Origin of the sequence: Levilactobacillus suantsaii (assembly GCF_004115745.1) — a bacterium.
GTDB lineage: Bacteria > Bacillota > Bacilli > Lactobacillales > Lactobacillaceae > Levilactobacillus > Levilactobacillus suantsaii.
On record NZ_QXIL01000009.1, the window covers coordinates 45,405 to 67,382 of the forward strand.

The 21,978-nt window shown below is 52.9% G+C and carries 27 protein-coding genes, 1 other RNA gene and 1 pseudogene; 4 read left to right on the top strand and 25 right to left on the bottom strand.

All coding sequences use genetic code 11. The features are described 5' to 3' along the window. Positions 1-17: 17 nt before the first annotated feature. The 3 genes from pyrR to lspA all read right to left on the bottom strand — a co-directional run bounded on the left by pyrR (position 18) and on the right by lspA (position 2,074). A complete protein-coding gene (gene pyrR / locus DXH47_RS06200) occupies positions 18-551 on the bottom strand; it encodes a bifunctional pyr operon transcriptional regulator/uracil phosphoribosyltransferase PyrR (RefSeq protein ID WP_129032496.1) in 534 nt (177 codons plus the stop codon). A 130-nt stretch (positions 552-681) separates the two neighbouring features. After that, on the bottom strand, positions 682-1,605 hold the full coding sequence (locus DXH47_RS06205; RefSeq protein ID WP_129032497.1) for an RluA family pseudouridine synthase: 924 nt from the start codon (positions 1,603-1,605) through the stop codon (positions 682-684). Then, the gene (gene lspA / locus DXH47_RS06210) at positions 1,595-2,074 is read right to left on the bottom strand and encodes a signal peptidase II (RefSeq protein WP_129032533.1); all 480 of its coding nucleotides are present in this window, start codon (positions 2,072-2,074) and stop codon (positions 1,595-1,597) included. The genes DXH47_RS06205 and lspA overlap by 11 nt, the downstream gene beginning before the upstream one ends. A gap of 290 nt (positions 2,075-2,364) precedes the next feature. Here lspA and DXH47_RS06215 point away from each other — a divergent pair, with 290 nt between their 5' ends. Next, positions 2,365-3,006, top strand: coding sequence for an FMN-dependent NADH-azoreductase (locus DXH47_RS06215; protein WP_129032498.1), 642 nt, complete (start codon positions 2,365-2,367; stop codon positions 3,004-3,006). Positions 3,007-3,101: 95 nt separating this feature from the next. Here DXH47_RS06215 and DXH47_RS06220 read toward each other — a convergent pair whose 3' ends face one another. The 6 genes from DXH47_RS06220 to DXH47_RS06245 form a co-directional block, all read right to left on the bottom strand. Next, a complete protein-coding gene (locus DXH47_RS06220) occupies positions 3,102-3,767 on the bottom strand; it encodes a type 1 glutamine amidotransferase (RefSeq protein ID WP_129032499.1) in 666 nt (221 codons plus the stop codon). Between the two features lie 332 nt (positions 3,768-4,099). Continuing rightward, on the bottom strand, positions 4,100-4,930 hold the full coding sequence (locus tag DXH47_RS06225; RefSeq protein ID WP_170954971.1) for a WxL domain-containing protein: 831 nt from the start codon (positions 4,928-4,930) through the stop codon (positions 4,100-4,102). 29 nt (positions 4,931-4,959) lie between these two features. Further along, positions 4,960-6,000 (bottom strand): DUF916 domain-containing protein, encoded by a 1,041-nt coding sequence (locus DXH47_RS06230; protein ID WP_129032501.1) that lies wholly within the window; start codon positions 5,998-6,000, stop codon positions 4,960-4,962. Between the two features lie 34 nt (positions 6,001-6,034). Then, positions 6,035-6,682 (bottom strand): WxL domain-containing protein, encoded by a 648-nt coding sequence (locus tag DXH47_RS06235; protein WP_129032502.1) that lies wholly within the window; start codon positions 6,680-6,682, stop codon positions 6,035-6,037. Between the two features lie 387 nt (positions 6,683-7,069). Then, positions 7,070-8,734 carry a formate--tetrahydrofolate ligase gene (locus DXH47_RS06240; protein ID WP_129032503.1) on the bottom strand — a complete coding sequence of 555 codons (1,665 nt, stop codon included), beginning with the start codon at positions 8,732-8,734 and terminating at the stop codon, positions 7,070-7,072. After that, a complete protein-coding gene (locus DXH47_RS06245; protein ID WP_318531348.1) occupies positions 8,734-9,129 on the bottom strand; it encodes an EbsA family protein in 396 nt (131 codons plus the stop codon). The genes DXH47_RS06240 and DXH47_RS06245 overlap by 1 nt, the downstream gene beginning before the upstream one ends. Positions 9,130-9,185: 56 nt before the next feature. Here DXH47_RS06245 and DXH47_RS06250 point away from each other — a divergent pair, with 56 nt between their 5' ends. Then, entirely contained in the window at positions 9,186-9,602 is a 417-nt protein-coding gene (locus DXH47_RS06250) for a ribonuclease HI family protein (RefSeq protein WP_225423514.1), read from the top strand. Here the strand turns inward: DXH47_RS06250 and DXH47_RS06255 are convergent. After that, positions 9,578-10,700: pseudogene (locus tag DXH47_RS06255) on the bottom strand (NAD(P)/FAD-dependent oxidoreductase). The gene DXH47_RS06250 and the pseudogene DXH47_RS06255 sit on opposite strands and share 25 nt — an antisense overlap. Positions 10,701-10,917: 217 nt before the next feature. On the opposite strand from DXH47_RS06255, the gene DXH47_RS06260 reads away from it, so the two are divergent. Then, the gene (locus DXH47_RS06260; RefSeq protein ID WP_129032506.1) at positions 10,918-11,130 is read left to right on the top strand and encodes a hypothetical protein; all 213 of its coding nucleotides are present in this window, start codon (positions 10,918-10,920) and stop codon (positions 11,128-11,130) included. A 165-nt stretch (positions 11,131-11,295) separates the two neighbouring features. Here DXH47_RS06260 and DXH47_RS06265 read toward each other — a convergent pair whose 3' ends face one another. After that, entirely contained in the window at positions 11,296-11,895 is a 600-nt protein-coding gene (locus tag DXH47_RS06265; RefSeq protein WP_129032507.1) for a nitroreductase family protein, read from the bottom strand. A gap of 91 nt (positions 11,896-11,986) precedes the next feature. Continuing rightward, entirely contained in the window at positions 11,987-12,514 is a 528-nt protein-coding gene (locus DXH47_RS06270) for a TetR/AcrR family transcriptional regulator (protein WP_129032508.1), read from the bottom strand. A 185-nt stretch (positions 12,515-12,699) separates the two neighbouring features. On the opposite strand from DXH47_RS06270, the gene DXH47_RS06275 reads away from it, so the two are divergent. Continuing rightward, on the top strand, positions 12,700-13,365 hold the full coding sequence (locus DXH47_RS06275; protein WP_129032509.1) for a CPBP family intramembrane glutamic endopeptidase: 666 nt from the start codon (positions 12,700-12,702) through the stop codon (positions 13,363-13,365). A 70-nt stretch (positions 13,366-13,435) separates the two neighbouring features. Here DXH47_RS06275 and DXH47_RS06280 read toward each other — a convergent pair whose 3' ends face one another. The 13 genes from DXH47_RS06280 to DXH47_RS06340 form a co-directional block, all read right to left on the bottom strand. Further along, positions 13,436-13,903 (bottom strand): 8-oxo-dGTP diphosphatase, encoded by a 468-nt coding sequence (locus DXH47_RS06280; RefSeq protein ID WP_129032510.1) that lies wholly within the window; start codon positions 13,901-13,903, stop codon positions 13,436-13,438. Positions 13,904-13,973: 70 nt separating this feature from the next. Continuing rightward, positions 13,974-14,633: a sugar O-acetyltransferase gene (locus DXH47_RS06285; protein ID WP_129032511.1), complete on the bottom strand. Its 660-nt coding sequence runs from the start codon at positions 14,631-14,633 to the stop codon at positions 13,974-13,976. 134 nt (positions 14,634-14,767) lie between these two features. Beyond that, the gene (locus DXH47_RS06290) at positions 14,768-14,953 is read right to left on the bottom strand and encodes a hypothetical protein (RefSeq protein WP_129032512.1); all 186 of its coding nucleotides are present in this window, start codon (positions 14,951-14,953) and stop codon (positions 14,768-14,770) included. A gap of 214 nt (positions 14,954-15,167) precedes the next feature. Beyond that, the gene (locus DXH47_RS06295; protein ID WP_129032513.1) at positions 15,168-15,575 is read right to left on the bottom strand and encodes a hypothetical protein; all 408 of its coding nucleotides are present in this window, start codon (positions 15,573-15,575) and stop codon (positions 15,168-15,170) included. A 26-nt stretch (positions 15,576-15,601) separates the two neighbouring features. Further along, complete coding sequence (locus DXH47_RS06300; protein WP_129032514.1) at positions 15,602-16,957, bottom strand: ammonium transporter; 1,356 nt, start codon at positions 16,955-16,957, stop codon at positions 15,602-15,604. A 185-nt stretch (positions 16,958-17,142) separates the two neighbouring features. Beyond that, positions 17,143-17,370 (bottom strand): hypothetical protein, encoded by a 228-nt coding sequence (locus DXH47_RS06305; RefSeq protein ID WP_129032515.1) that lies wholly within the window; start codon positions 17,368-17,370, stop codon positions 17,143-17,145. A 374-nt stretch (positions 17,371-17,744) separates the two neighbouring features. Next, a complete protein-coding gene (locus DXH47_RS06310; protein WP_129032516.1) occupies positions 17,745-18,167 on the bottom strand; it encodes an HIT family protein in 423 nt (140 codons plus the stop codon). A 3-nt stretch (positions 18,168-18,170) separates the two neighbouring features. Further along, positions 18,171-19,316 (bottom strand): THUMP domain-containing class I SAM-dependent RNA methyltransferase, encoded by a 1,146-nt coding sequence (locus DXH47_RS06315; protein WP_129032517.1) that lies wholly within the window; start codon positions 19,314-19,316, stop codon positions 18,171-18,173. 205 nt (positions 19,317-19,521) lie between these two features. Further along, entirely contained in the window at positions 19,522-19,815 is a 294-nt protein-coding gene (locus DXH47_RS06320) for a hypothetical protein (protein WP_129032518.1), read from the bottom strand. 257 nt (positions 19,816-20,072) lie between these two features. Then, the gene (locus DXH47_RS06325) at positions 20,073-20,294 is read right to left on the bottom strand and encodes a hypothetical protein (protein ID WP_129032519.1); all 222 of its coding nucleotides are present in this window, start codon (positions 20,292-20,294) and stop codon (positions 20,073-20,075) included. A gap of 125 nt (positions 20,295-20,419) precedes the next feature. Further along, positions 20,420-20,796, bottom strand: an RNA gene (rnpB, locus tag DXH47_RS06330) — RNase P RNA component class B. A gap of 18 nt (positions 20,797-20,814) precedes the next feature. Continuing rightward, positions 20,815-21,168, bottom strand: a complete 354-nt coding sequence (gene gpsB / locus DXH47_RS06335; protein WP_129032520.1) for a cell division regulator GpsB — start codon at positions 21,166-21,168, stop codon at positions 20,815-20,817. A 54-nt stretch (positions 21,169-21,222) separates the two neighbouring features. Further along, positions 21,223-21,792: a DUF1273 domain-containing protein gene (locus tag DXH47_RS06340; protein WP_129032521.1), complete on the bottom strand. Its 570-nt coding sequence runs from the start codon at positions 21,790-21,792 to the stop codon at positions 21,223-21,225. Positions 21,793-21,978 lie beyond the last annotated feature (186 nt).

Sequence of the window (21,978 nt, forward strand, 5' to 3'; positions counted from 1 at the left end):
ATCTGGCACTGAGTTGCTTACGCCTTTAAGATCTCCACCGCATCGCGATCGTCAATCTCGCTCACGGAGACCTTAATCCGTTCTCGTTGGGAACTTGGAATGTTCTTGCCCACAAAATCGGCGCGAATCGGTAATTCCCGGTGGCCCCGGTCGACTAAGACCGCTAAGTTGATGCTCTTGGGCCGGCCTAACGCCATCACAGCACTCATGGCTGCCCGAATGGTCCGACCGGTATACAAGACATCATCGACCAAGATGACCTTCTGGCCAGCGACGGAAAAATCAAGGTTTTCGACCGTGACTTCCGGGTCACTCGGCCCATCATGATCGATATCGTCCCGGTACGGGGTGACATCTAAATCGCCCACGGGAACCGTGACGTTTTCTAATTGTTGCAAGCGATTCGCGATGCGCCGCGCTAAATACACGCCCCGGGTCTTGATGCCCAGAATCACCAGGTCGTCTACCCCTTTGTTCCGTTCGATAATTTCGTACGTGATTCGGGTCAAGGCCCGCTGCATGGCCATGGCGTCGACAACTACCTTTGGCATTATTTTGTCCTCCTCGAAAATTCAAGTCTGAAACTAGCGAAACGGGCGAGCTTCTTCGGCAAAATGGTGAAGAACCCCGCCCGCCTAACTACCGGCAAACCCGTTAGATATTAAGTTTAGCATAAAAAAACTAGATGGCTTTGTCAACCGGCAATCCGGCCTGGCGCCGTAAGCGTTGGACCGTTTCTTGAAAAATGGGTGGGGCTGGACAAGTAAAGTCCAGTTGTTCACCCGTGGTCGGTTGCTTGAAGCCCAATTCACGGGCGTGTAAGAACTGCCCATTCCCCTTTAAAGTCCGCTTGGGGCCGTACAGTGGGTCGCCCGCCACCGGATGACCAATGTAGGCTAAATGGACCCGAATCTGGTGGGTCCGCCCAGTCTCCAAGCGACACGCGATCAACGAGTAATCGCCGTAACGTTCGAGGACCTTGAAATGGGTCACAGCCGGACGCCCATCGGCCACGACGGCCTGCTTCTTACGGTCCTTGGGCGAACGACCCAGTGGGGCACGGATGACGCCCTCGTCTTCCTTAAAGTTTCCGTGAACGATGGCCAGATATTCGCGCAGGTTGGTCTTGGCCTGGAGTTGTTCGGAGAGACTGTGGTGGGCGTGGTCGTTTTTGGCCACCATCAACAGCCCCGACGTGTCCTTATCGATGCGATGGACGATGCCGGGCCGCAACTCACCGTTGATCTGTGATAACGGGCTGTGCGCCAATAACGCGTTGACCAGCGTGTGGTTCGGGTGTCCCGGGGCGGGGTGGACCACCATCCCCTGCGGCTTGTTAACCACGATGACGTCCGCGTCTTCGTAGACGATGTCTAAGGGGATATCCTCCGGGGTCAAATCGATGGGCTGCGGGTCCGGTAACGCGATGTGGACCGTGGCCCCGAGGTCCGGTTGGTCCTTGGGGCGGACCTGCTGCCCGTCGACCGTAATTTGACCGGCTTCGATGGCACTTTTAGCCTGGGAGCGCGAAATCGTCGGCTCCGTGATAGCCACCAGTTTGTCCAAGCGTAATTTTTGCACCACCGTAAATTCTTTAATTTCCATGTGACTGATGTTCCTCCCGTCGATCGGCTAAAAAGACGCCGATCATAATCAAGATGACCCCCACCGTGAGGCAGGAATCGGCAAAGTTAAAAATCGGAAAATTGATAAAATCGAGTTGAAACATATCGACCACGTACCCCTGCACCAGACGGTCAATGAAATTACCGACCGTACCGGCAATCATGAACGCGAGCCCGAGTTCTTCGACCCATTGTTTGGGCCGGTGCCGATAGTGCCAAAAGAAGTAGCCCATGACGCCCAAGGCAAAAATCGCGATGACGGCAAAGAACCACAACTGCCCCTGCAGGATGCTCCAGGCAGCACCATCGTTGCGTAGATGCGTCAAAGAAAGCCATCCCGGCACCAGGACGTGTTGGCCGCCTAAGGCAATATTGACCACGACCGCATGCTTGATCAACTGGTCAGTTGCAATCAGGACCAGGATCAAAAGCGAATCAAAAATCAGCATGGTGTTGGCCCCACCTTTCATAGTTTTGTCATTGGCTAAAAGTATACCAGAAAACTCACCGGTCCGCGGCCGAAACCCCGTAAACTTTTCGGTTCCGACCGCTTTTTGCTCTGATGCCATTCAACTCAGTCCCTAATTTGTTTAGCCGCAAGCCTATCTAGCAACCGCTATCCTCCCGGGACGATAATGGCCTGGTGGCCGCCTTGCGTAAAGACCAGTTAGCGCCTAGCTTTATAATGTAAGCGCTTTCTGATATACTAAACTTATCGTTAAGAAAAGAGGAGTTATTAATGACTAAAGTATTAGTAATTTATGCTCACCCTGAAACGAAAACCTACTCGACCACCGCCAAATTTTACCAACAATTTTTAACAGCGTACCGAACCGCACACCCCGATGACCAGATCATCGAGCACAACGTCTCCGAATACATGCCGTTTCCGCTGGATAAAATTGCGGTGGCCATTTATAACAAAGCCTTGGTCAATCAGCCACTGAACCCTGACGAAGAACGGTTCCAAGCGTCCCGGCAGGTCTGGATCGACGAATTCGTCAGTGCGGACAAATACGTGTTCGTCAACCCCATGTATAACCTGTTTGTGCCGACCGAAATGAAAAGCTACCTCGACATGGTCATGCAGGTCCCAGATACCTTTCACTACACCGCTGAAGGCGTCATGGCCGGGGCCTTACACGGTAAGAAGGCCCTTCACCTGCAGACCTCTGGCGGCGACTACCACGGCACCGCGGGGGGCCCGGACATCAGTCGGCTTGACCTGGGACACCAATACTTAAAGACCGTCCTCCACGTGATGGGCGTTGACGATGTCACCGGCCTTTACGCCGAAGGGATGGATCACGATCCTGCCAACGCCCCGGACATCATGGCGCAGGCCTTTGCCCGTGCCGAAGCAGCGGGCAAAACCTTCTAATTGAGTAACAGCGACAATTCAAAACGGGTCTGAGGCGTAACGCCTCAGACCCGTTTTATCTGTGTTGGCTCCCCTTAACGTTAGGGCGCCATTAATCATTCAATGAGGTAATCTAAAATCCGGTTTAAAGCCACTTGATTTGCCGTGGGAACCGGTGTTTCCAGCACCTGCGTAGCCGTTTGTCCTAGGATTGACCCCGCCAGATAAGCGGCATCGTTGACCACCATTTCGCGCACGTTCGTTGCGGTTGGTTCCAAGTGACATTGCAAGCCTACGACCCGGTGATGGTAAACGAAGCCTTGGTTTTGGACCCGATCGCTAGAAAACAGTAATTCAGCCCCCGTTGGAAGCTGAAACATCTCTTCGTGCCAGTGCAAAACCATCAGCTGAGCTGGTAACCCTGGAATCGTCGTCGTTTGCCGGTAAATCGGCGCCCACCCAACTTCTTTAGCGGGTGCTTTGGTCACCGGTGTGCCCAATACGCGCGTGACTTGTTGGGCGCCGAAGCAGGCCCCAAAGATCGGCACGTTGCGCACCAACAACGTTTTAATCAACGCCCGTTCTGCGTGAATCCAGGGCAAATCATCATTGGGACTCATCGGGCCTCCCAGGAGGACTAAAAAGTCGGTCTCATCCGCCGTGGGCAACTGGCCAAACTGGTCGGGGTGGTACACGAACACATCGTAGTGGTGTGCTTGCGCCCAAGGTAAAATAGTCCCCGGCCCTTCTTCTGCCGTATGCTGTAAGATATTTAACCGCATCAAAATCCTTTCCATCGACGGCAATGTTGGAGTGGGGATCGCCTGCAAGTGCCCAAGATGGTCCCATTGTAGCACAGTTACCTGAATCGCTCTACCGTCAGCCAACGGCGTTCCCCGCTCGGTGAGCTCACTTCCAGCGCTTTTACCTGGAAATTCTGATCAACATTTTGGACCAAATTTAGGTGCTTTTCGGACCCTCTTAGTAACTAACCGCACTACTCGACCATTAGCGCACAAAGGCCAGTGCAGTGACTGCTTCAAAACTATGTAAAATAGCCTGGCAACAATCACACCACCCAGGTGTGGTTGGCAGGCTGAGTCAGGACTTAGTTTTATTTCACCGGTCCCGTCGTCAACGTATAAGTCAAGTCGGCCGTGTACGACCCCGCATAGCGCACAGCGGGCCAGTCTAATTGGGTGTTTGCCAAATCAAGTTGGGTCCGCCCCATGCCCCCATCTTTTTTGCCCCGCAAAATGACCGCCGCATCCCCGCCAGCTTTAAGCTCTGGGGAATACGCAACGGCCGGATAGGTGCTTTGACTAGTCGGTGAACTGGGGTTCAAGTGTAACTTAGCCCCGTCGACCGCGATGTTGGGGTGTTCCAGATTCTTGAAGGCTCCTAACCGAACGCTCAAATGCCAAGGCTCACCCGTCCCGAGGAAATTCTCGATTGCTAACTGGGTTCCCGCCGGGCGCACGGCAAGCGACGTGGGGGTCGTTTGGCGGCCTAACGCAGTCTTAAACTGCAACGACGGAACGATAGTTTGCCCGCTATTCGTCTTAGCAAAGCCTAACGATCCTGAGTTGACCGTCGCGGTGACCGTACTTTGGGACTGGTTGGTCTGAACTGGCGACGGTGTTTTAGCACTATTTTCGTTAACGGCATCCGTTAATATTGAATCAAGTTCATCCTTTCCCTTAGCACTTTTGGCCCGACCAATGTAGTGTTGGAGTCTATCCCAGCTTAAATTGGTCAATTTTCTAATCTCCGCTATAACTTTAAGCAGGTCATCAAATAACCCACGAGTTGTTCGCCGATCATTCTGACCACCCAAACTGGCCGCGTGACCTGGCGACCCTGAGATCAGCCACAAGCCGCCCCAGGTCCCTAAACATAAAATCACAGTCCCAGCGACCCGTTTCAATTGATTAGATTGTGTCATCCTATCACCTCCTTTCAAAATAAATCGCGTTACGCTTCCGAATCCGGTAACTCTGTCGAAGCGGTCCGGCGAAGCAACCGCCAAATCACCAGTGCCAGCACCAACACTAAGCCACTCAAGCCACCCACGACCGCCCATAGCCAATTAAACGTTCGGGCGGAGGCCTTCACCACCCCATGTCGTGTCACCTGTCGCACGTTTTGCCGGGTAACGGTCAACGGTAAGGTGAATGGATAGGTAAAACCACCCCGAGTTTTCAGGGTCCCCGTGAGCGTGTACTGACCCGCTGCTAGGGCCTGACTCCCTAAATCAAGCCCCAACGTGAACTGACTTTGGGGCGCAAAGAGCAGGTCGTTGCGTTGAAAATGGCGGACCTTTTTCCCCGCCGACGTAGTTAACGTCGCGTGTAACCGGCCTTGCGACACCAAGGCCGGGGTCCGGTTCACCATAGCTAACGCCACCTGCGGGTAAGCTTGGGCCAGTTGGTACTGAGCTCGGTGCACCGTCAGGTCCGGTGAGCCCAAATTAATTGGCCGGTGAGTATAAAACTCCAGGGCGACCACGTATTCAGCTCGCGCCACGACCCCCGTTCCCTTCGTCGCCTTTAGGGCTGTCGCGGTGGTATGTTCTCGAACGGTCAGTCCCGCCAACATGACGCCCTTAAAGGCGTGAGCGGGAACCGTTAATTCAACCGTGACCGTCCGGGTCGCTTGAGCTGGGACCCGCACCGTTTGAGCTTGGGGAGCAAACAAAGCCGTTGCCTGGGCCGGCAACATCTTCGCTCGGTTGTTACGACTATAATCCACGATTCCGTTACTATTCGTCGTAGCGATTCGCGCCACAACGTCGTACCGCTGAGCCGTCTTCCCCTGGTTCGCGATTTTCAACCGTAGCCGGCGATGCTGGTGCGGCCGCACGGCTAACTTGAAATACGACGCGTGGTCCTGGTTATCCGCCGGCAAGACTGGGGTCACCGTATAGGGGTGCCCTGGGGTTCCGGTAGCGGCGTGACTATGGGTGGGCGGACTCAACCCACCAACACAATCACGATTCCGGCTACGAGCCACCATTTAATTGTCGCCATCGTTGTTTTCTCCTTCTCGATTATTGATTCGGGCCACTGACCAAGCTATAGGTCACCGTCGCTTGATAATTGCCCGCATAATCAACTCGTGGCAGGGTCAACGTGATCGGCGACAAATCTAAATCGACCGCCCCCATCCCCGCGTCACGTCCTGCGTCGATAAGCGTCATCGCGTCGGCACCCGCCCGGACCGGGGTCGTGGTGGTCGCAGTCGGCAACGCTTTTTCTGCTTTAGCCGTCAAATTCTTCTTGGGGAAGACCAACGTGGCCCCCGTTAAAGTCCGCTTGTCATCTGCGCCACTTGCGGCCTTCTTGAGCAGTTTGACCGCCTGAAACTCACTCAGACTGACTTTCAATTGCCACGGTTCCCCACTCCCGAGTAAATTACTGATCTTTACGACCGGCGCGTTATCGGTCTTAACGAGCCCCAGCCCGGTTTGTTCGCCATCAGCCACCTTCGCCGCTTCAAATTTCAGGGCTGGAAGCTTCTCCTGCGCAAAGGTCAACTTACCGGCAGCCACTTGCACATCTGCCGTCGTATTGGCGTTAGTGGCCACACTCGCTGTAGGGGCGGTCGTCGTTGCGGCCTGCCCAATCAAGGAAGGGCTCAGTGGGAGAAAGGTACCTAACAGTAAGGCACTCATCATCCATTTTACGGGTTTAGTCATCTCTTCTTTTGGTCGCTGCGCCGTAGCGTTGCCCAACTACTAACGGCGACCAGCCTACTTTCTGGGATTTAAATGGTACGGGCAACTGTCCTGTCACTACACACCGGTGGTCATTAACGTTCAGACTCGCCATGGACCAGTTTCGGTGACTAGCTTTCATTGTGCCAGACCAGCTTTTCATTGTGCAACCCTAACGGCTCATCTCGGCCAAATCTGCTATAAATTAGTTAATAATGGTCTAAATTTTGACGTTACTAGTTTAACAGGAAGCTGGACTAGTTCTTCACCACATCAAAAATGGTGTTGATAGATTTCTCTATCAACACCATTACGCTTGTCAGCTGGCAATGGGTTACCAAGCCCAGCTGGCTAACATTTTTAACTGGTTTAGAACAGGCCCGTAATCGTTCCGTCAGCCGCAATGTCCATGTCGAGGGCCGCTGGGTGCTTCGGTAGACCCGGCATCGTCAAGACGTTACCCGTTAAGGCGACCACGAAACCAGCCCCGAGTCGTGGTGAGAACTCCCGCACGTGGATCGTAAAGTCCTTCGGGGCGCCTAATTGATGGGCGTCGTCGGTCAACGAGTACTGGGTCTTAGCCATGCAGACTGGCAATTGATCCCACCCCCGTTGTGCAAACGTCTTAAGTTGCCGTTTGGCCTTAGCTGACAATTCGACGGTCGCCCCACCGTAAATTTTATGGGTGATGGCTTCCATCTGCGTGACCAAATCAGCCCCATCTTTGACTAGCGGTTTAAACTTGCTGGGCTGATTAGCCGCGTCCACGACGGCGCGCGCCAATTCCGTCGTCCCCGCACCCCCGTCGGCCCATTCGGTCGTCGTGGCTACAGCAACGTTTTGGGCTTTGACGATGTCGGTCAACGTTTGAATCTCGGCATCGGTATCACTGGTGAAGCGGTTGATGGCCACGACCACCGGCACGCCGTACTGTTGCATGCTGTGGATGTGGCGCAAGAGATTAGCACTGCCCTGTTTTAAGGCTGCCAAATCTTCGGTCTCTAAGTCGGCGCGCTTGACGCCACCGTTATACTTGAGGGCCCGGACCGTGGCCACCATGACCACGGCGTCCGGCGTTTTGCCGAGGACCGGTGTCTTGATATCCATGAACTTTTCACCACCCAGATCGGCGCCGAAACCGGCTTCCGTCACGGCGTAATCGCCCAGTTGCAAGGCTGTCCGGGTCGCCAAAACGGAATTACACCCGTGGGCGATGTTGGCGAACGGGCCACCGTGAATGATGGCCGGGTTGTGCTCCAACGTTTGGACTAAGTTGGGCTTGATGGCATCCTTAAGTAATAATGTGATGGCGCCACCGACCTTCAAGTCCCCCACCGTCACGGGTTCCTTATCGGTGTTGTAGCCGATCAGGATCCGGTTGACCCGGCGTTTCAAGTCGCTCAAGTCCTTGCTCAAGCACAATACCGCCATCAATTCACTGGCGACGGTGATGTCAAACCCGTCTTGACGGGGAACCCCCGACGTGCGTCCGCCCAGGCCAATCACGGTCTGCCGCAACGCCCGGTCGTTGATGTCTAACACCCGCTTCCACACGATTTGGCGGGGATCTAAGTGCAAGGCGTTGCCTTGTTGAATGTGGTTATCGATCAAGGCCGCTAAGGTATCGTGGGCCTCGGTCAAGGCGTGCATGTCGCCCGTAAAATGCAAGTTGATGTCTTCCATCGGCACGACTTGGGCGTGACCTCCCCCGGTCGCACCGCCCTTCAAGCCCATCACGGGGCCTAAGGACGGTTCCCGTAAGGCTAAAACGGTCCGCTGACCAATCAGGTTCAACGCATCCCCCAAACCGATGGCGACGGTCGATTTGCCTTCGCCTGCGGGCGTTGGGTTGATCGACGTGACCAAGATCAACTTGCCTAATGGTTTAGGGTCGGCCAAAGGTAAATCAATCTTGGCCTTGGTGTGGCCGTAAGGTTCGATTTGTTCGGGCTTCAACCCGACTTTGGCCGCAATCTTTTCGATGGGTTCTAAGGGTGTAGCTTGTGAAATGGCAATATCAGTATTCTGAGTCATTAAGCAGATTCCTCCTCCGATGAACTGTTCGCAATTGCTGTTTGTAACAGACCAGCTAATTCGATGGCCGAGTTACGGGGCAATAAAAATTGATAAATTCGGCCCTGCGCCACGATACCTAACCGGTACCGGGTGGCGCGGACACTCTTGACGTGACGCAACGGAATCACCAGATGATGGTGATTCAACACCGTGCTGACCGTCAGCATATCGTGCGCCATGGTAATATTGCGAAAGTGGACCTCAATCCAACATAACAGGATAAACGCCACAAAAAAGGCAAACGTGATCCAGTTAAAGTGGGTCACTTCCAACCAAAAAATCCCGCCCAGTAGCAGGACGATAAACGTCCAACTCCAAATGATAATGCTGCTAATGGGATTGGGTTGGTACAAAAAGCGTCGTTCCTGGGTTATCATAATCTTATCAACACCTCATTTAATCTAAAGGAGTGAGTCCTTTGTATTCATTATATACGGATGCCGCCACCCAACCGCAAAGCGGCCTGAGTGCGGGGGGCATCCTGTTGATCCACGACCACCAACAGACCCAAACGAGCCTACCGCTACAAGCCACGACCAACCATCTCGCTGAATTTGAAGTGGCCACGCTGGCCTTCACGCGATTGGCTCACACACTAGGCGCTCAATGTGCCACGACCACCGTGTTGTTCTACACGGACAGTCTGCTCGTGAGCCAAAGTGTTGCCAAACGCTACGCCAAGCACTACCAAAGTGAAGTAGACGCCCTGCTCAGCGCTCAGCGCCCCTTTCAACTGGTCTTGACCCAGTGGGTCCCCGAAAAACAGAACCAGGGGGCCCACACACTAGCCAATCAAGCCCTTCACGCTAGAGAAGACTTTAAGTAAGTACTCAGTGGTAATTCGTAATCGCTCCAGTCGGGAGTGCCACCGTAGAGCGCCGAGCCGGCTAATAAACGTCCGATTTGTGGCCCCGTGGTCAACCCCGAGGAACCCAACCCGGAAGCGACTAAGAGTCGTTCGTGTTCGGGAATCGGACCGAAGAAAGGCGCAAAGTCACTACTGTAGGCCCGGGTCCCGACCCGGACGCCCACGACGTTTTCGTCGGTGAGAGTCCCCATCAGTCGCTGAGCACTGGCCAACAAGTCGGCGGTCACCATCGCGTCTAAGCTCAAATCAAAGTGCTTGTCATCCTCGTGCGTTGCGCCCACAATCAATTTTCCTTGGCCAAACGGCACAAAATCCCGTTCACCTTCAGGCATCAAGACGGGGAGTTGTTCCTGTAACGGGTAGTCCTTGACGGCCAGCTCGATTAATTGTCCTTTTTGGGCGCGAATGTCCGTTTGAATGTGCAACGGCACTAACAAGTCGGGTAACCAGGCACCAGCTGCCACGATGATGCGGTCGTATCTCCGGGTCCCTGCCGAAGTGACGATGTTCTCGTCACCATCGAGCTCGACCCGTTCTTGACGGACCGTCAAATTACGTTGTTGCGCCTTGGCTAACAACGTCGTGACCAAGGCGGCCCCGTCGACTCGGGCCCCTCCACTGAGAAAGACTCCCGCTTGTGGGGCCGTCAACAGGGGCAACTTCGCCTGCACTTCCTGTGCCGTTAATTGTTGGACCGTTCCCATCGCCGGTGCCGCTTCCCGCCGCTTTTGTGCTAAGGCGTACAGGGCTTCTAAGTCCGGAACAGCCGCCCGGGTCACGATGGTCCCCGTTTGCTGGTAAACGTCGGTTCCCAGCTGCGCGTCATGAATCAATTGGGGGTACAGATCCGCCCCCGCGCGCCAAGCGGTACCACCGCTGGTTACGGCGTTTCGATAACCACGGCGAGATGATGCCAGCAGCCGCTTTGCTAGCCTGTCCGACCCCATCGTCGTATAAGGTCACCTGGAGTTGTTTGGTACCCGGAAGCGTACTGAGATAGTACGCGGCGGTCGCACCGACGATGCCACCGCCAATGATTGCAATTCGTTTTTGCATTCGTTTAACCTCCTCAAACCACCAAGATTGCACTCGGTTTCATTTTAGCATACCTTCTTGGTCGTCGCGGTCGTTGCCGTTTCATTTTCATCCCCATGACCAGGCAACGCCCCACTGGATAAGCCGTGGGCCAATCGTAAGTTTACCTAAATATTTTGCTAGGCGTCGCAACATGTTACACTAAGGTTTGAAAATTTGAAGAAAGAAGTGTGAATCCATGGCACAATCCGATTCAGCTAAATATACGATTACGGTGGCCGCCGACGAAGACGGCAACGTCAAACTAAGCTCCACCCTCGATGCGGGACGTACGGTCAGTGCATTATTGCTCTCCGCGCTCAGCGCCATCAAGGAGGACCAACCAAAGCTGAGCCGTGAACAATTTCTCGCCATTTGTAATGGCGTTTGGGAGTACGATCAGAAATACTGAAGTAGCTAAGCCACCACCTAAAAAGGGAGACAATGCGCCAAACGAAGATTGCCTACTTCATTTATTCCGTTACTAATACGCTTACATCTGCTGTTTAATGATAGGCCATCCAGCAAGCGCCCGCCGCTTGTTTTGGATGGCCTATCATTAAACACTCATTCTAATTTAGTCGCGGACTAAGAACCGATCGTCATCGGCCATGAAAGTCTTGTCTCCCGCCGGGGCTTCGATGGACCCAAAATCCATTTCGGCTCTTAATTGCCAGCTGGTGGGTAACCCAAAGGCTCGTTGGACATCGGCGTCGATCAGTGGGTTGTAATGTTGCAGGTTCGCGCCCAATCCGTTTTCGGCCAGCGCGGTCCACACGGCGTACTGTGCCCCACCTTGGGCTTGTTCGGCCCAGTCGGCAAAGTTAGCCGCGTAAGTCGCGAAATCAGCTGCGGATTGGTCAACGACCGCCGTGTCCGTAAAGAAGAGCACCGTGCCGTAAGCCTCCGCAAACCCAGCAATTTTCTGCTCAGTAACCTTGAAAGCTTCGGCCGGCACGATGGCCTGCAATTGATCGTGGACGATTTGCCAGAGTTGCTCGTGATGCTGGCCAAATAGGATAACGGCCCGGGTCGACTGGTTGTTGAACGGCGTGGGGGCGTACTTGATGGCGGCTTTGATCAGCGCACTGATTTCAGTGGACGTCTGGGTGACATTGCGGCCTAAGGCGTAAATACTCCGGCGTTGTTGGGCTAAGTCGATAAATTGGGTTTTCATTAGGTAAGGTCCTCATTTTATGGTTTTTAATTGTTCACAACTTAATTGGTGTAGACCTAGTTTATTACTTACTTTTTGAAAGTAAAGCAAATCAACTCGCCCCGAGCAATTTCGTTAATTGGTGCGTCACCAAGTCGGCCGTGACCGGCCGTTGGGGCTGGCATAACAACACGCCTAGTAAAAAGGTCCAGACCGTCTTACTCGCGGCTCGGGCCTCCCCTTGAGTATCCGTTTGGGTCAACCACAGCGTGATCACTGTGACCAAACTATCCGGCACTGGCCAGGCCCCGGTCACAACAAACGCCACGGCCTGGGGATGGTCGCGTTGGTACGTCAACAGGTTCGTCACCATCCGGGTGAGCATCGTCGCGGCCACCGGGGAATCGAGGACCCCCTCGCGTAACGTCGCCGCTACCTCGTTCAAGATATCGACGCGCAACTGGTGCAACAAACTGGCTTTATTGGGAAAATGGCGATAAATGGCTGCCGGCGTCACATCTAAGAAGCGGGCTAACTGACGTAACGACAAATCAGCAACCCCCGCTTCCTCTAATTCTTGGCGGGCTCGTTGGCGAATCGCAGCGGCTAAATTTTGACGATGATAGGGACGCGTTGTCATTTTTAGGACCTCCCGGGGACAAACCATGATTGACTGGGCTTTTCAAGTCCAATGTTATCACCGTTTACATTAAATGTTAACACTAGTAACATAGAAGCTATGCCGTCTTTACACAACTTTTACACGTTAACCGTATCAGAAGACCTACAATGTAGGTGATTATCCATTAGAGAAGAGGAAGGCTTATGGCCAAAATGATTTCCAAGCGTCGATTAATGCTGCAATTTTTAGCCTTTTGGATCACTTGGTTAGTGGTCCAGATCTTTTTAAACACACCGATTGAGCATCACTTGGCCGGCTGGTGGCAAGAACTGGCTCTCGATGCCATCAAACTATTAGTCTGGTTAGGCGGGGGGTGGGTGTTCTTACACCACGCGCAGCCAGGCACCCTAACCGTGTCTCGGAAAGCCCAATGGCGCCCCGCCTGGCACTTCACGCTGGGTTACTGGGTCTGGGGCGTTCTCGTCATCTACTTAGTCGCCCAGTTCTTGGTCATCCATCACGGGTTACACCTGAGTCGTGGCTTTTTACCCCAATACTGGGGCCGCTACTTCTTAGTCGTGGGGATCACGGAAGAGTTCGTCTTTCGGGGCTACTTCTTAAACGCCCTGTTGCAACGCACTACGCTGACGAAAGCTAACACCATCCAGGCCATTGCGTTCGCGGCGATGCACATCCCCCGCTACCTGACCACGATTCCGCCGATGAGCCCACTGGTCTGGCTGAGTAACCTAGTCTCGGTCGCCCTTTTAGGGGCGCTGTTCGGGTGGTTGTACGCTAAGAGCCACTCACTATGGCCAGGGATCATCGTGCACATGACTTGGGATATTTTAGTCACCCTCTTCACCTGAGTGACATCTTCACTAAACTGAAAAGCGGCTGGCAATTCGACGTGATATCGAACTGCCAGCCGCTTTTCAGTTACCCTTGACTCGTATCGACTTGTAAGGGCCCATCCCACTCGTCACAGACCACGGCCGGCACGTCTCGATGAAAGACCTTTAACAGGGTCAATAGACTCGCCGCACTGTTGGCCACGGTCAACTCGTTTTCCGCTAACCAATACACCCGGCCCTCGGCACTACTCTGCAGGGTTCCGGTAAATTGGGTGCCCCGATACAGCAAGCCCAGTTTCCGGCGCCCGTGGTCCTGGTCGAACCACTCGCAAGTCCCACAAAATTCCGCGGTCGTAAGGTGCAGGCCGGTTTCTTCACGGACTTCACGCAAGGCAGCGTGGAGTCCACTTTCGCCAGCTTCGACGTGGCCGCCGGGAAAACTATGACCCGCTTTCCAGGGCACGTTGACTTTATCTTCGACCAGAACCTGCTGGGTTTCAGGATTCTGGACCATCACCATGGTCACTAATTCTACTGGTTGGGTACGATCCATGGACGTCACTTCCTCATTATTTCGTTTAGTTTTACTGCTACCAACCCTAAGTATCCAAGGTTATTCGGGGCTAGTCATTTTGAAGGTATTTAGCGCGAATATCCTGGGGAATACGTTTCTCTTTATTATAAAAAACATCATCGTTGGCGGTGATGGCCCGCAACACGCGGGCGGGGTCCCCCACCGCAATCACGTTTTGCGGGATGTCCTTGGTCACGATACTGCCCGCACCAATAATGGCATTATCTCCAATCGTCACTCCTGGTAAGACGGTGACCCCACTACCGATCCAGACGTTTTCACCAATATGGATGGGTTGATTGAACTGGAGCTTAGCCCGCCGTAAGCGCGGGGACGTGGGGTGGGCCGCCGTCGCCAACGTACAACCCGGTCCGATCATCGTGTCGCTACCAATAAAAATATCCCCGTCGTCGACAAAATTGTTATTAAAATTAATAAAAACATCGTGGCCGACGTGGACGTGCTTTAAGCCGAAATTCGCGTAGACGGGCGGCAAGATGGCTAAGCCTTCCCCATAAGTTCCCAGAACTTCTCGTAAAATCGCGTCGCGTTGTTTTAGCCCCGCATCGGTTTCTGGCAACTGGTTAAACACATTGATCTTTTGTACCAGCTCCCGTTGGTAAGCCAAGAGTTCTGGATCATCACTATTGTAAAGACGCCCCGAATTCGCCATCCGATTAAACGCGGCCTTCTTTTCCCTAGAAATCATCACCTGGTACCCCCTTATTGACGGCCTCACCTAGATACCGCCACCTAAGATTCACGTGACTTGCCCCTCACGCCACGCTTAACTTTATTATACCAAAACAAAAAGGAGGCTCACGGGCCTCCTTTATTTTGTCGCTAAGCTTGACGCTGTTTAGTTTTGTATTTTGTGAGTAAAGCTTCCCCGCCGTAGCACAGAATAGCCAGTGCTGCGAAGCCGATCGGAAAACCGACTGCCCATAATAGGGACTTCATCAGTACCAAGCTTAATAAGCCAACTGCTAACACCACCAGGATGATCAATGCAATCGCATCTTTTGTCATGTCAATTCCCCCTAAATTCCCCGAAATAATTGTGGCCCCAACCACGTTTCCAGGATAGCAATATCAAGGGGGAGTTGCAAACCTTTTCGTCGAACCTTACCTAAACTTAACCTCCGCGACGCTTTTGACCTGGTCAATTGACAAACTAAGTCGGCTGACTGGCCGGCCAAGGCGCCTGTGGAAAGACACCTTGGCTTGATTTTCAACCAGTCCCTTACATCTGGAATTGGTCGAAAATCGTTGCACCTAACAGAATCAAATTCGCGGGTGTGTTTAATCGTCGTAACACTTGCGGCGTCAGCGACACCGTTACCCGTCCGGAATGGTCGTCGATCTCTTGACCCCGAAAGAAGTCGCCCACACTAATCGAATGGGCTAGTTGAAACTTAAAGGTTACCTTGGATAAGGGTAACAAGAAGTCGTTCCAAAAGTCGCGGGGAGTGGCCGGCGTCTGCGCCACTAAAAGCTGGCGAATCTTTTGCCATGACAGGGTGATCTCACCACTCTGCTGTGTAAACCCGATTTTTAACAGCGCCCAGAGAAACCGGCGTTGGGCCGAATTAAGGGCTGGTGCCTTAACCTCGATTAAGACCCAGCTATCGGCCTCCTGCTTGCTTACCATGACGGACTCCCCCTCAGTTCTTATGCCTAATCTTTATGCTTACCAGTTAGCCATTGTGCTTCGTCACTGACTGGTGCGTGGAGTTGCTCTAACTGACCCTTGAATTCTGGGGCGTACTTTTCCTGGTCGGCGGTAAAGGCACCCAATTTTGCGTTCAAGCCCACCGTGTAGTCGGCCCGTTCGCCGTGTTCGCCTTCATCCAAGCCTAAGCGTTCCTCGACCGCGTTAACCCGCATAGGGAAGACCGCTTTGAGGCCCCAAATCAAGAGGCTGCCCATCGCGGCAACGAAGATGATCGTAAAGCCGGTCGCTAAGGTTTGGACGCCCAGCAAATGCCAGCCGCCACCGTACGCCAGCCCATTGGTCACCACGGCTGCATTGACGGACTTGGTCGCAAAGACCCCCGTCAAGAGACTGCCGACGATGCCACTGACCCCGTGGCACCCGAAGGCATCCAAGGTGTCATCGACGCCCAACCGTGGCTTGAGTAACGTGATGAACGCGTAACTAGTCAACGTCGCACAAGCGCCAATCGCAACGGAGCCTAGGACCGTGACGTAGCCAGCTGCCGGCGTGATGCCGACCAGTCCACACAGGGTTCCCGTGCAGACGCCGACCAGCGTCGGTTTCCCAGTTGTCCAGAGGTCTAAGCCCATCCAAACCACCATCGCCGTGGCAGTCGCCACCGTACTGGTGATGGCCGCTTGCATGGCCACGCTGTTAACGGCTAAAGCACTCCCGGCATTAAAACCGTACCAGCCGATCCACAGAATCGCCGTGCCCAGTAAGACCCACGGTAGGTTGTAATGGTCGTTTTTCTTGGCGGCAGTCAACCGCGGGCCTAACCACAGTGAAAGTACTAAGGCCGTGACCCCCGCATTGATGTGCACCACGGTGCCCCCGGCAAAGTCCAGCACACCGAGCCGCGCCAACCACCCGGCCGGGCTCCAAACCAAGTGGACCATCGGGTAGTAGATGAAGATGGACCAAGCAATCAGAAACACCAGTAAAAATTTAAAGCGGATGCGCCCCACGATTGCCCCAACGAACAAGGCCGGAGTGATGATGGCAAACATCATCTGGAACAACGAATAATCCCCGACCGGAATCTTAGTCGCGGTCAACCCAGCCAAGTTCACCCCAGCCATGAAGACGTGTTTTAAGTTCCCAATGACCCCCAAAATGTTCCCCAAAAGCGCCAGTGTATAACCTACGGCCACCCAAAGTACGATGGCGACCCCGGTCATGATAAAGACCGACAACATGGTATTGACGACGTTCTTCTCCGTGACCAATCCCCCGTAAAAAAACGCTAGCCCGGGAGTCATAAATAGGACCAAGATACTTGCGATCAACACAAACGCTGTATTTGCTAAATTCATCAGCCACGCCCTCTTTTTTCTTTATGTTATAAGTTCTAACACAAGTTTTAGCTTTTGTCAGGCTTTTTAGGGTAATTTCGGCTTAATTTAGCAATTCATTGGTTAAACCCGGTCATTTTCGGCGGTTAAAGTCATTGTCATTACCATATATGTTAATTTTTATTACATTCAAGACTTCTTACAGGTCAATGCGATTCCCAACAGGCTTGTTGGTAACGTTCCTCATAAATCGCCACCACGCTGCGAGCCGCACAAAACCGTTCGGCTTGGGCCAGTGTTAGGCTGGCGACCGGCAATTTCCGGTCCCGTAATTGTTTGATCACGGGACTTGGCAATCCCGTCAGTCGGCTCAACTCCACGTTCAGTAACGAACTGGCCAAAATAAAATGAATATCCCCATAGACTCCCGTCATTGTTGCTTCCCCCATAGTTCAAAGTTAGTGTGTCGGTGCTGCGTGCGTCGTGGCGGACTGGTCAGTCCCGCGCGGGTGCCAGTTGGACCATTTGGAGCAACTGATCGACCATTGGATACGGTGCCAAATCATTGAGCATTAGCTGGTTATAACTGTAAATCGTCATCATCCGTTTGGATCTCCTTGGATTATAAGATTTTTTATTATTACGGGTCGCCATTTTTCTTTGGCGCCCCTAATTCAGTTTACCAGATTCTGCCGGAAGGTAAAGTCACCGACTCAATTTCGCGTCACCAATATCCCAACACAAATAACCCAAGACTCACGACCGGTCTGCACCAATCATGAATCTTGGGTTATTCTACTCACTTCACTTAACCAACGGCTAACCCTGGCCCCGAAACGAGACCGTTAGTTAACGTTGCCGCCGAACCGGATGGGGAATCAAATTGCGCATCCCCCCCACGCGGGTCCTTCACGTCACCCGTGTAGCGTGGAATCAGGTGGATATGAGCGTGCATCACACTCTGGCCACCCGCAGGATTGACGTTGACCCCGACGTTGTAACCGGCCGGATGGTACTGCTGGTCCAAAAATGCTTTCGCTCGAAACAAGAGGGCGTCCATCGCCTGCCGCGTCACTTGGGGCACATCGAAGTAGGTCGCGTAATGGTCTTTAGGGACGACCAACAGGTGGCCTAAGCGCACCGGATGCAGGTCCCAAAAGGCCTTCGCCAAGTCATTTTCCATAATAATATCGTTTTTTTGGCAAAACACACAGTCAGTTAGTTGAGCCATCGGCTACGCCTTCTTAGTACGGGGCCGCCGTTGAGCCCAGAACTGGAAGTAATCCGTCCGCAACGCCCCGTTGTAGAGCTTGCGTTTCTTAGTGGCCTTTTGGCCGTAGAAATGTTCGAACTCGAGGTCAGCCGTCAAGATGTACTTCGACCAGTCCGTGAGTGGCTTAAAGACTTGACCCATTTGCTTATAAAGTTCCCGGACGCCGGCTTGGTCACTCAACCGTTCCCCGTAAGGCGGGTTAGCGACGATGACTCCGTGGTGTAAGTCCGTCTGGAAATCCTGGACAGCCAGTTGTTTGAACTCGATATCTTGGGCCAAACCAGCTTCCACGGCGTTCTTCTTGGCGATAGCTACCATATTTTCATCGATGTCGCTCCCAAAGATTTGCAGTGGTGTGGTGTAATCAGCCTGGTCATCGGCTTCTGCTCGCACTTGCTGGCTCAAGGCGTTGGGGATCCAATCCCATTTTTCACACAAGAAGTCCCGGTTATAACCCGGTGCCAAGTTCCGGCCAATCATTGCCGCTTCGATAGGAATGGTCCCGGACCCACATACAGGGTCCACGAACGGCATGTCGGGGTGCCAACTGGTCAGGGCAATCAAAGCCGCCGCCATGTTTTCCTTGATGGGCGCGCCCCCCTTACCGACCCGGTAACCGCGTTTGAATAGACTCGGTCCGGTGGTGTCCAGTGTGAGCATCACGTGATTTTTATTGATGATGACTTCTAGTGGGTACGTGGCCCCGGTTTCAGGCAAGCGCGTCCGCCGGTGATAGACCGCCGCCATCTTAGTGGCGACCGCCTTTTTCACGATGGCTTGTGCATCCGGTACACTGTGTAATTGCGATTTTTGCGAACGCCCTTCGACCGGAAAAGCGGCGTCCATGGGTAAGTAACGATCCCAAGCCACGGCCTTCGTCGCTTCGAACAACTCGTCAAAGGTGACCGCGTGAAATTCGGCCACGATGATCCGAATCCGGTCGGCCGTTCGTAGCCATAAATTAGTTTTTAAAATATCTTCGATGGTGCCATCAAACCGCACCCGGCCGTTTTCGACCTGGGTCTCGTAACCCAGGTCACGTAATTCGCGACCAGCCAAGGCTTCGACCCCGGCCGCCGTTGCGGCGTATAAATGAAATTTTTCCATAATGTCCTCCTGTTGGGACCTTCCTCATTGGTTGGACGTTCTACCATCCAACCAGGCCTTAACTGTTGGCCATTTAGAGGAGGCTCATGAACATGATATCATTGAACGCCGCCCCTGACTACTGTTCTTAGGGATTTTGCCGGGGAACGACAGCAAAAAAGAGCGGACCACCTGGCCCACCCTGCTAATTAAGCGTCGTTATGACTTAAGAATAAACGTGTTCGTGGTCGCTGGGGGCCACCCGAAAGGCCGCTAAGTCCACGGTCACCAGGTGTAAAATCGCTTGGTGCGGGAGATTTAATTGCGTCGTTGGTGTGAGCGTCGGTAACGTCTCCAACCGTGCGAGTGTCTTGCCTAAAATATCATGCGCCATAATCAGTGCTTGCGGGGCACTCGTGCCTCGAATCCAGGTGTCATCGTTAATATCGGGAATCTCGACGTTGTATTCCCCGTTATCCGGGTGCAGAATAACAGGATACGTGACCAGTTGTGCTTGCATCATTTTAGCCTCCTTGGACTAAGTTAATCATCTGAGCACACAAAACGATCCACCCAGTCTCACGTTTGCGGGTGGGTCACCCTTGTTCTAAAACCAGTGACGGTCGCCGCATCAAACCGATCGTTACATCCCCTAGCGGCCACACGTTAAGCTTATTCTACCACAAGTAAACGTTTTCACAAATAGCCAGGATCGGTTAGGATCGAACCAGTCCAAATAGCCAAGCTTCCCGGTCGCTTGGCTAATTCTGAATCAGGTTATGGTTTTATCTGTCGCGGTATGTTGGCTTGAACAACGGTCATCCGGTCCCAATAAGCCGCCAACCGTTCGGCTTGTGCCAAGGTCAATTGCCCCACCGGTAAGTTGTGCCATAATAAATTGTTGATCAAGGCCACCGGTATTTGGGTCGCAGCTGCCAATTGATACGGATCTTGGCCCGCCACAGCTAAGACCCGGGTTACCTTTTCACGAGTTTTCATTTCTCCCCACACTCCTTATGTTCCTATAAGGTAGCATAGGTTACCCACTAAGGTATAGCCCAATTCAAAAAAAGGGTAAAAAAAAGGATGGAAGCAAGCTTCCATCCACCTGATAACGTGCAAATCCCTGTAAGCCATGTTTTGTACTCTACGCTAACTCAGGCAGCTAACGCACAGCGGTAATCATCTATCTCAAGCATCTCTGCTTGCCCCACGCATCGTTCAATTCCTGACGTGAAGCTCCCCTACCAAAGTTTGGGTTTCCCGCTCGAGGGGTTTACCGCGTTCCACCGCCTAGGTTTCCCTAGACGTATCGTCACTGTGGCACTTTTCAGGGGTACTCAGACATAGCCGAAGCCTTAGTCGTTTTCCCCCGCCGTAACGTGATTGCTCACGTCCGCCGGCTTATTTTTTCACCGACCACGAACACTACAGGCATCGCAGCCTGTGCGAGAATGGACTTTCCTCAGCCGACTTAAGCCGGCCGCAATTACCCAGGATTTACACAGTTATTATAATTTTACAAACGATGTGACTCGTTTGGATCATTATCAAGTTGTGAGCCGAAAACGTGCCGCTCCAAGTTGGACAACCGCTTCAAAATATCCATGTTGGAGACGTTCGAAGAGGCCGAACTGGCCGTTGTGGCTTGCGGTTGACTGCCGCCGACTTGGACCTGCTTGGTCAGCTCATCGACTTTTGACAATAACCGCTCGTTTTCTTCTTGTAGCCGTTGATTCTCTTTGACAAAGGTATCGTAATCCTTGATGACGTTGTCTAAGAAGCTATCCACGTCATCAGGGTCGTAACCCCGCATCTTCTGCCGAAATTGCTTTTGTAAAATTTCTTTGGGAGTAAAATTAACGTTTTCCATTGATCACTACACCTCGTTGTCTTATCGAACCGGCACTATTTATAATACCAGTTTTCATTCATTTTGGGAACTGTTATTTAAATTTTCTTGATATTCGTTGGCACTTTCCTGTAACCAGTCCATATCAATCAGGGTCAACGGGTACGGATGCTGCTCCTGATACCGTACGACGGCCCGATAATCGTACTGGGGTTTCCCCGTAACCTCTAAATCATAAACCAAGACCGCCTCGTCCGTATGGGTCAGCATAAATTCTTGATAGTTTCTTAATTGTTGGGGGCCGTGATAGGGTTGGCTACTAACGGCCCGGTGAAAATCCACCCGACTGCTTAGTTGTGCGTACGTCGCCTGGTTCGTTTCGTTCCACTGACTCCCAAACTCTGCAAACGGCGTCATCATCGCCACGTGTAACTCGGGATACGTGGGTTTTAAGGCTAAGGCCACCTCAACGGCCCACTGCTCAACGCCTAATTGACCACCGGTGATCAGCCAATCGACGCCGTTTTCAATTTTTTCGATCAATAGCTTCTTCAGGGTCGCCTTAATCACCACCAGCTTAGGATCCTGGGTGCCAAACACCCCAAATTCATAGCTGCGGTACCCCGTTAGCCATAAACGACTCACCACATCACCCGCTTCAATCAATCTGGCTTCTCTACCTATTAGTGTAGCGAAAATCTCCGGACGGGGCAATCATTAAGGTGTAAATTTTCAGAAAAGCCGGGGTCGAGGTCAGTTTGGGAGTTTTTATTTTACGGTCAGCTTGGTATAATATCAATAACTGGGCCAGCAACACAAAGGAGTGTGAGG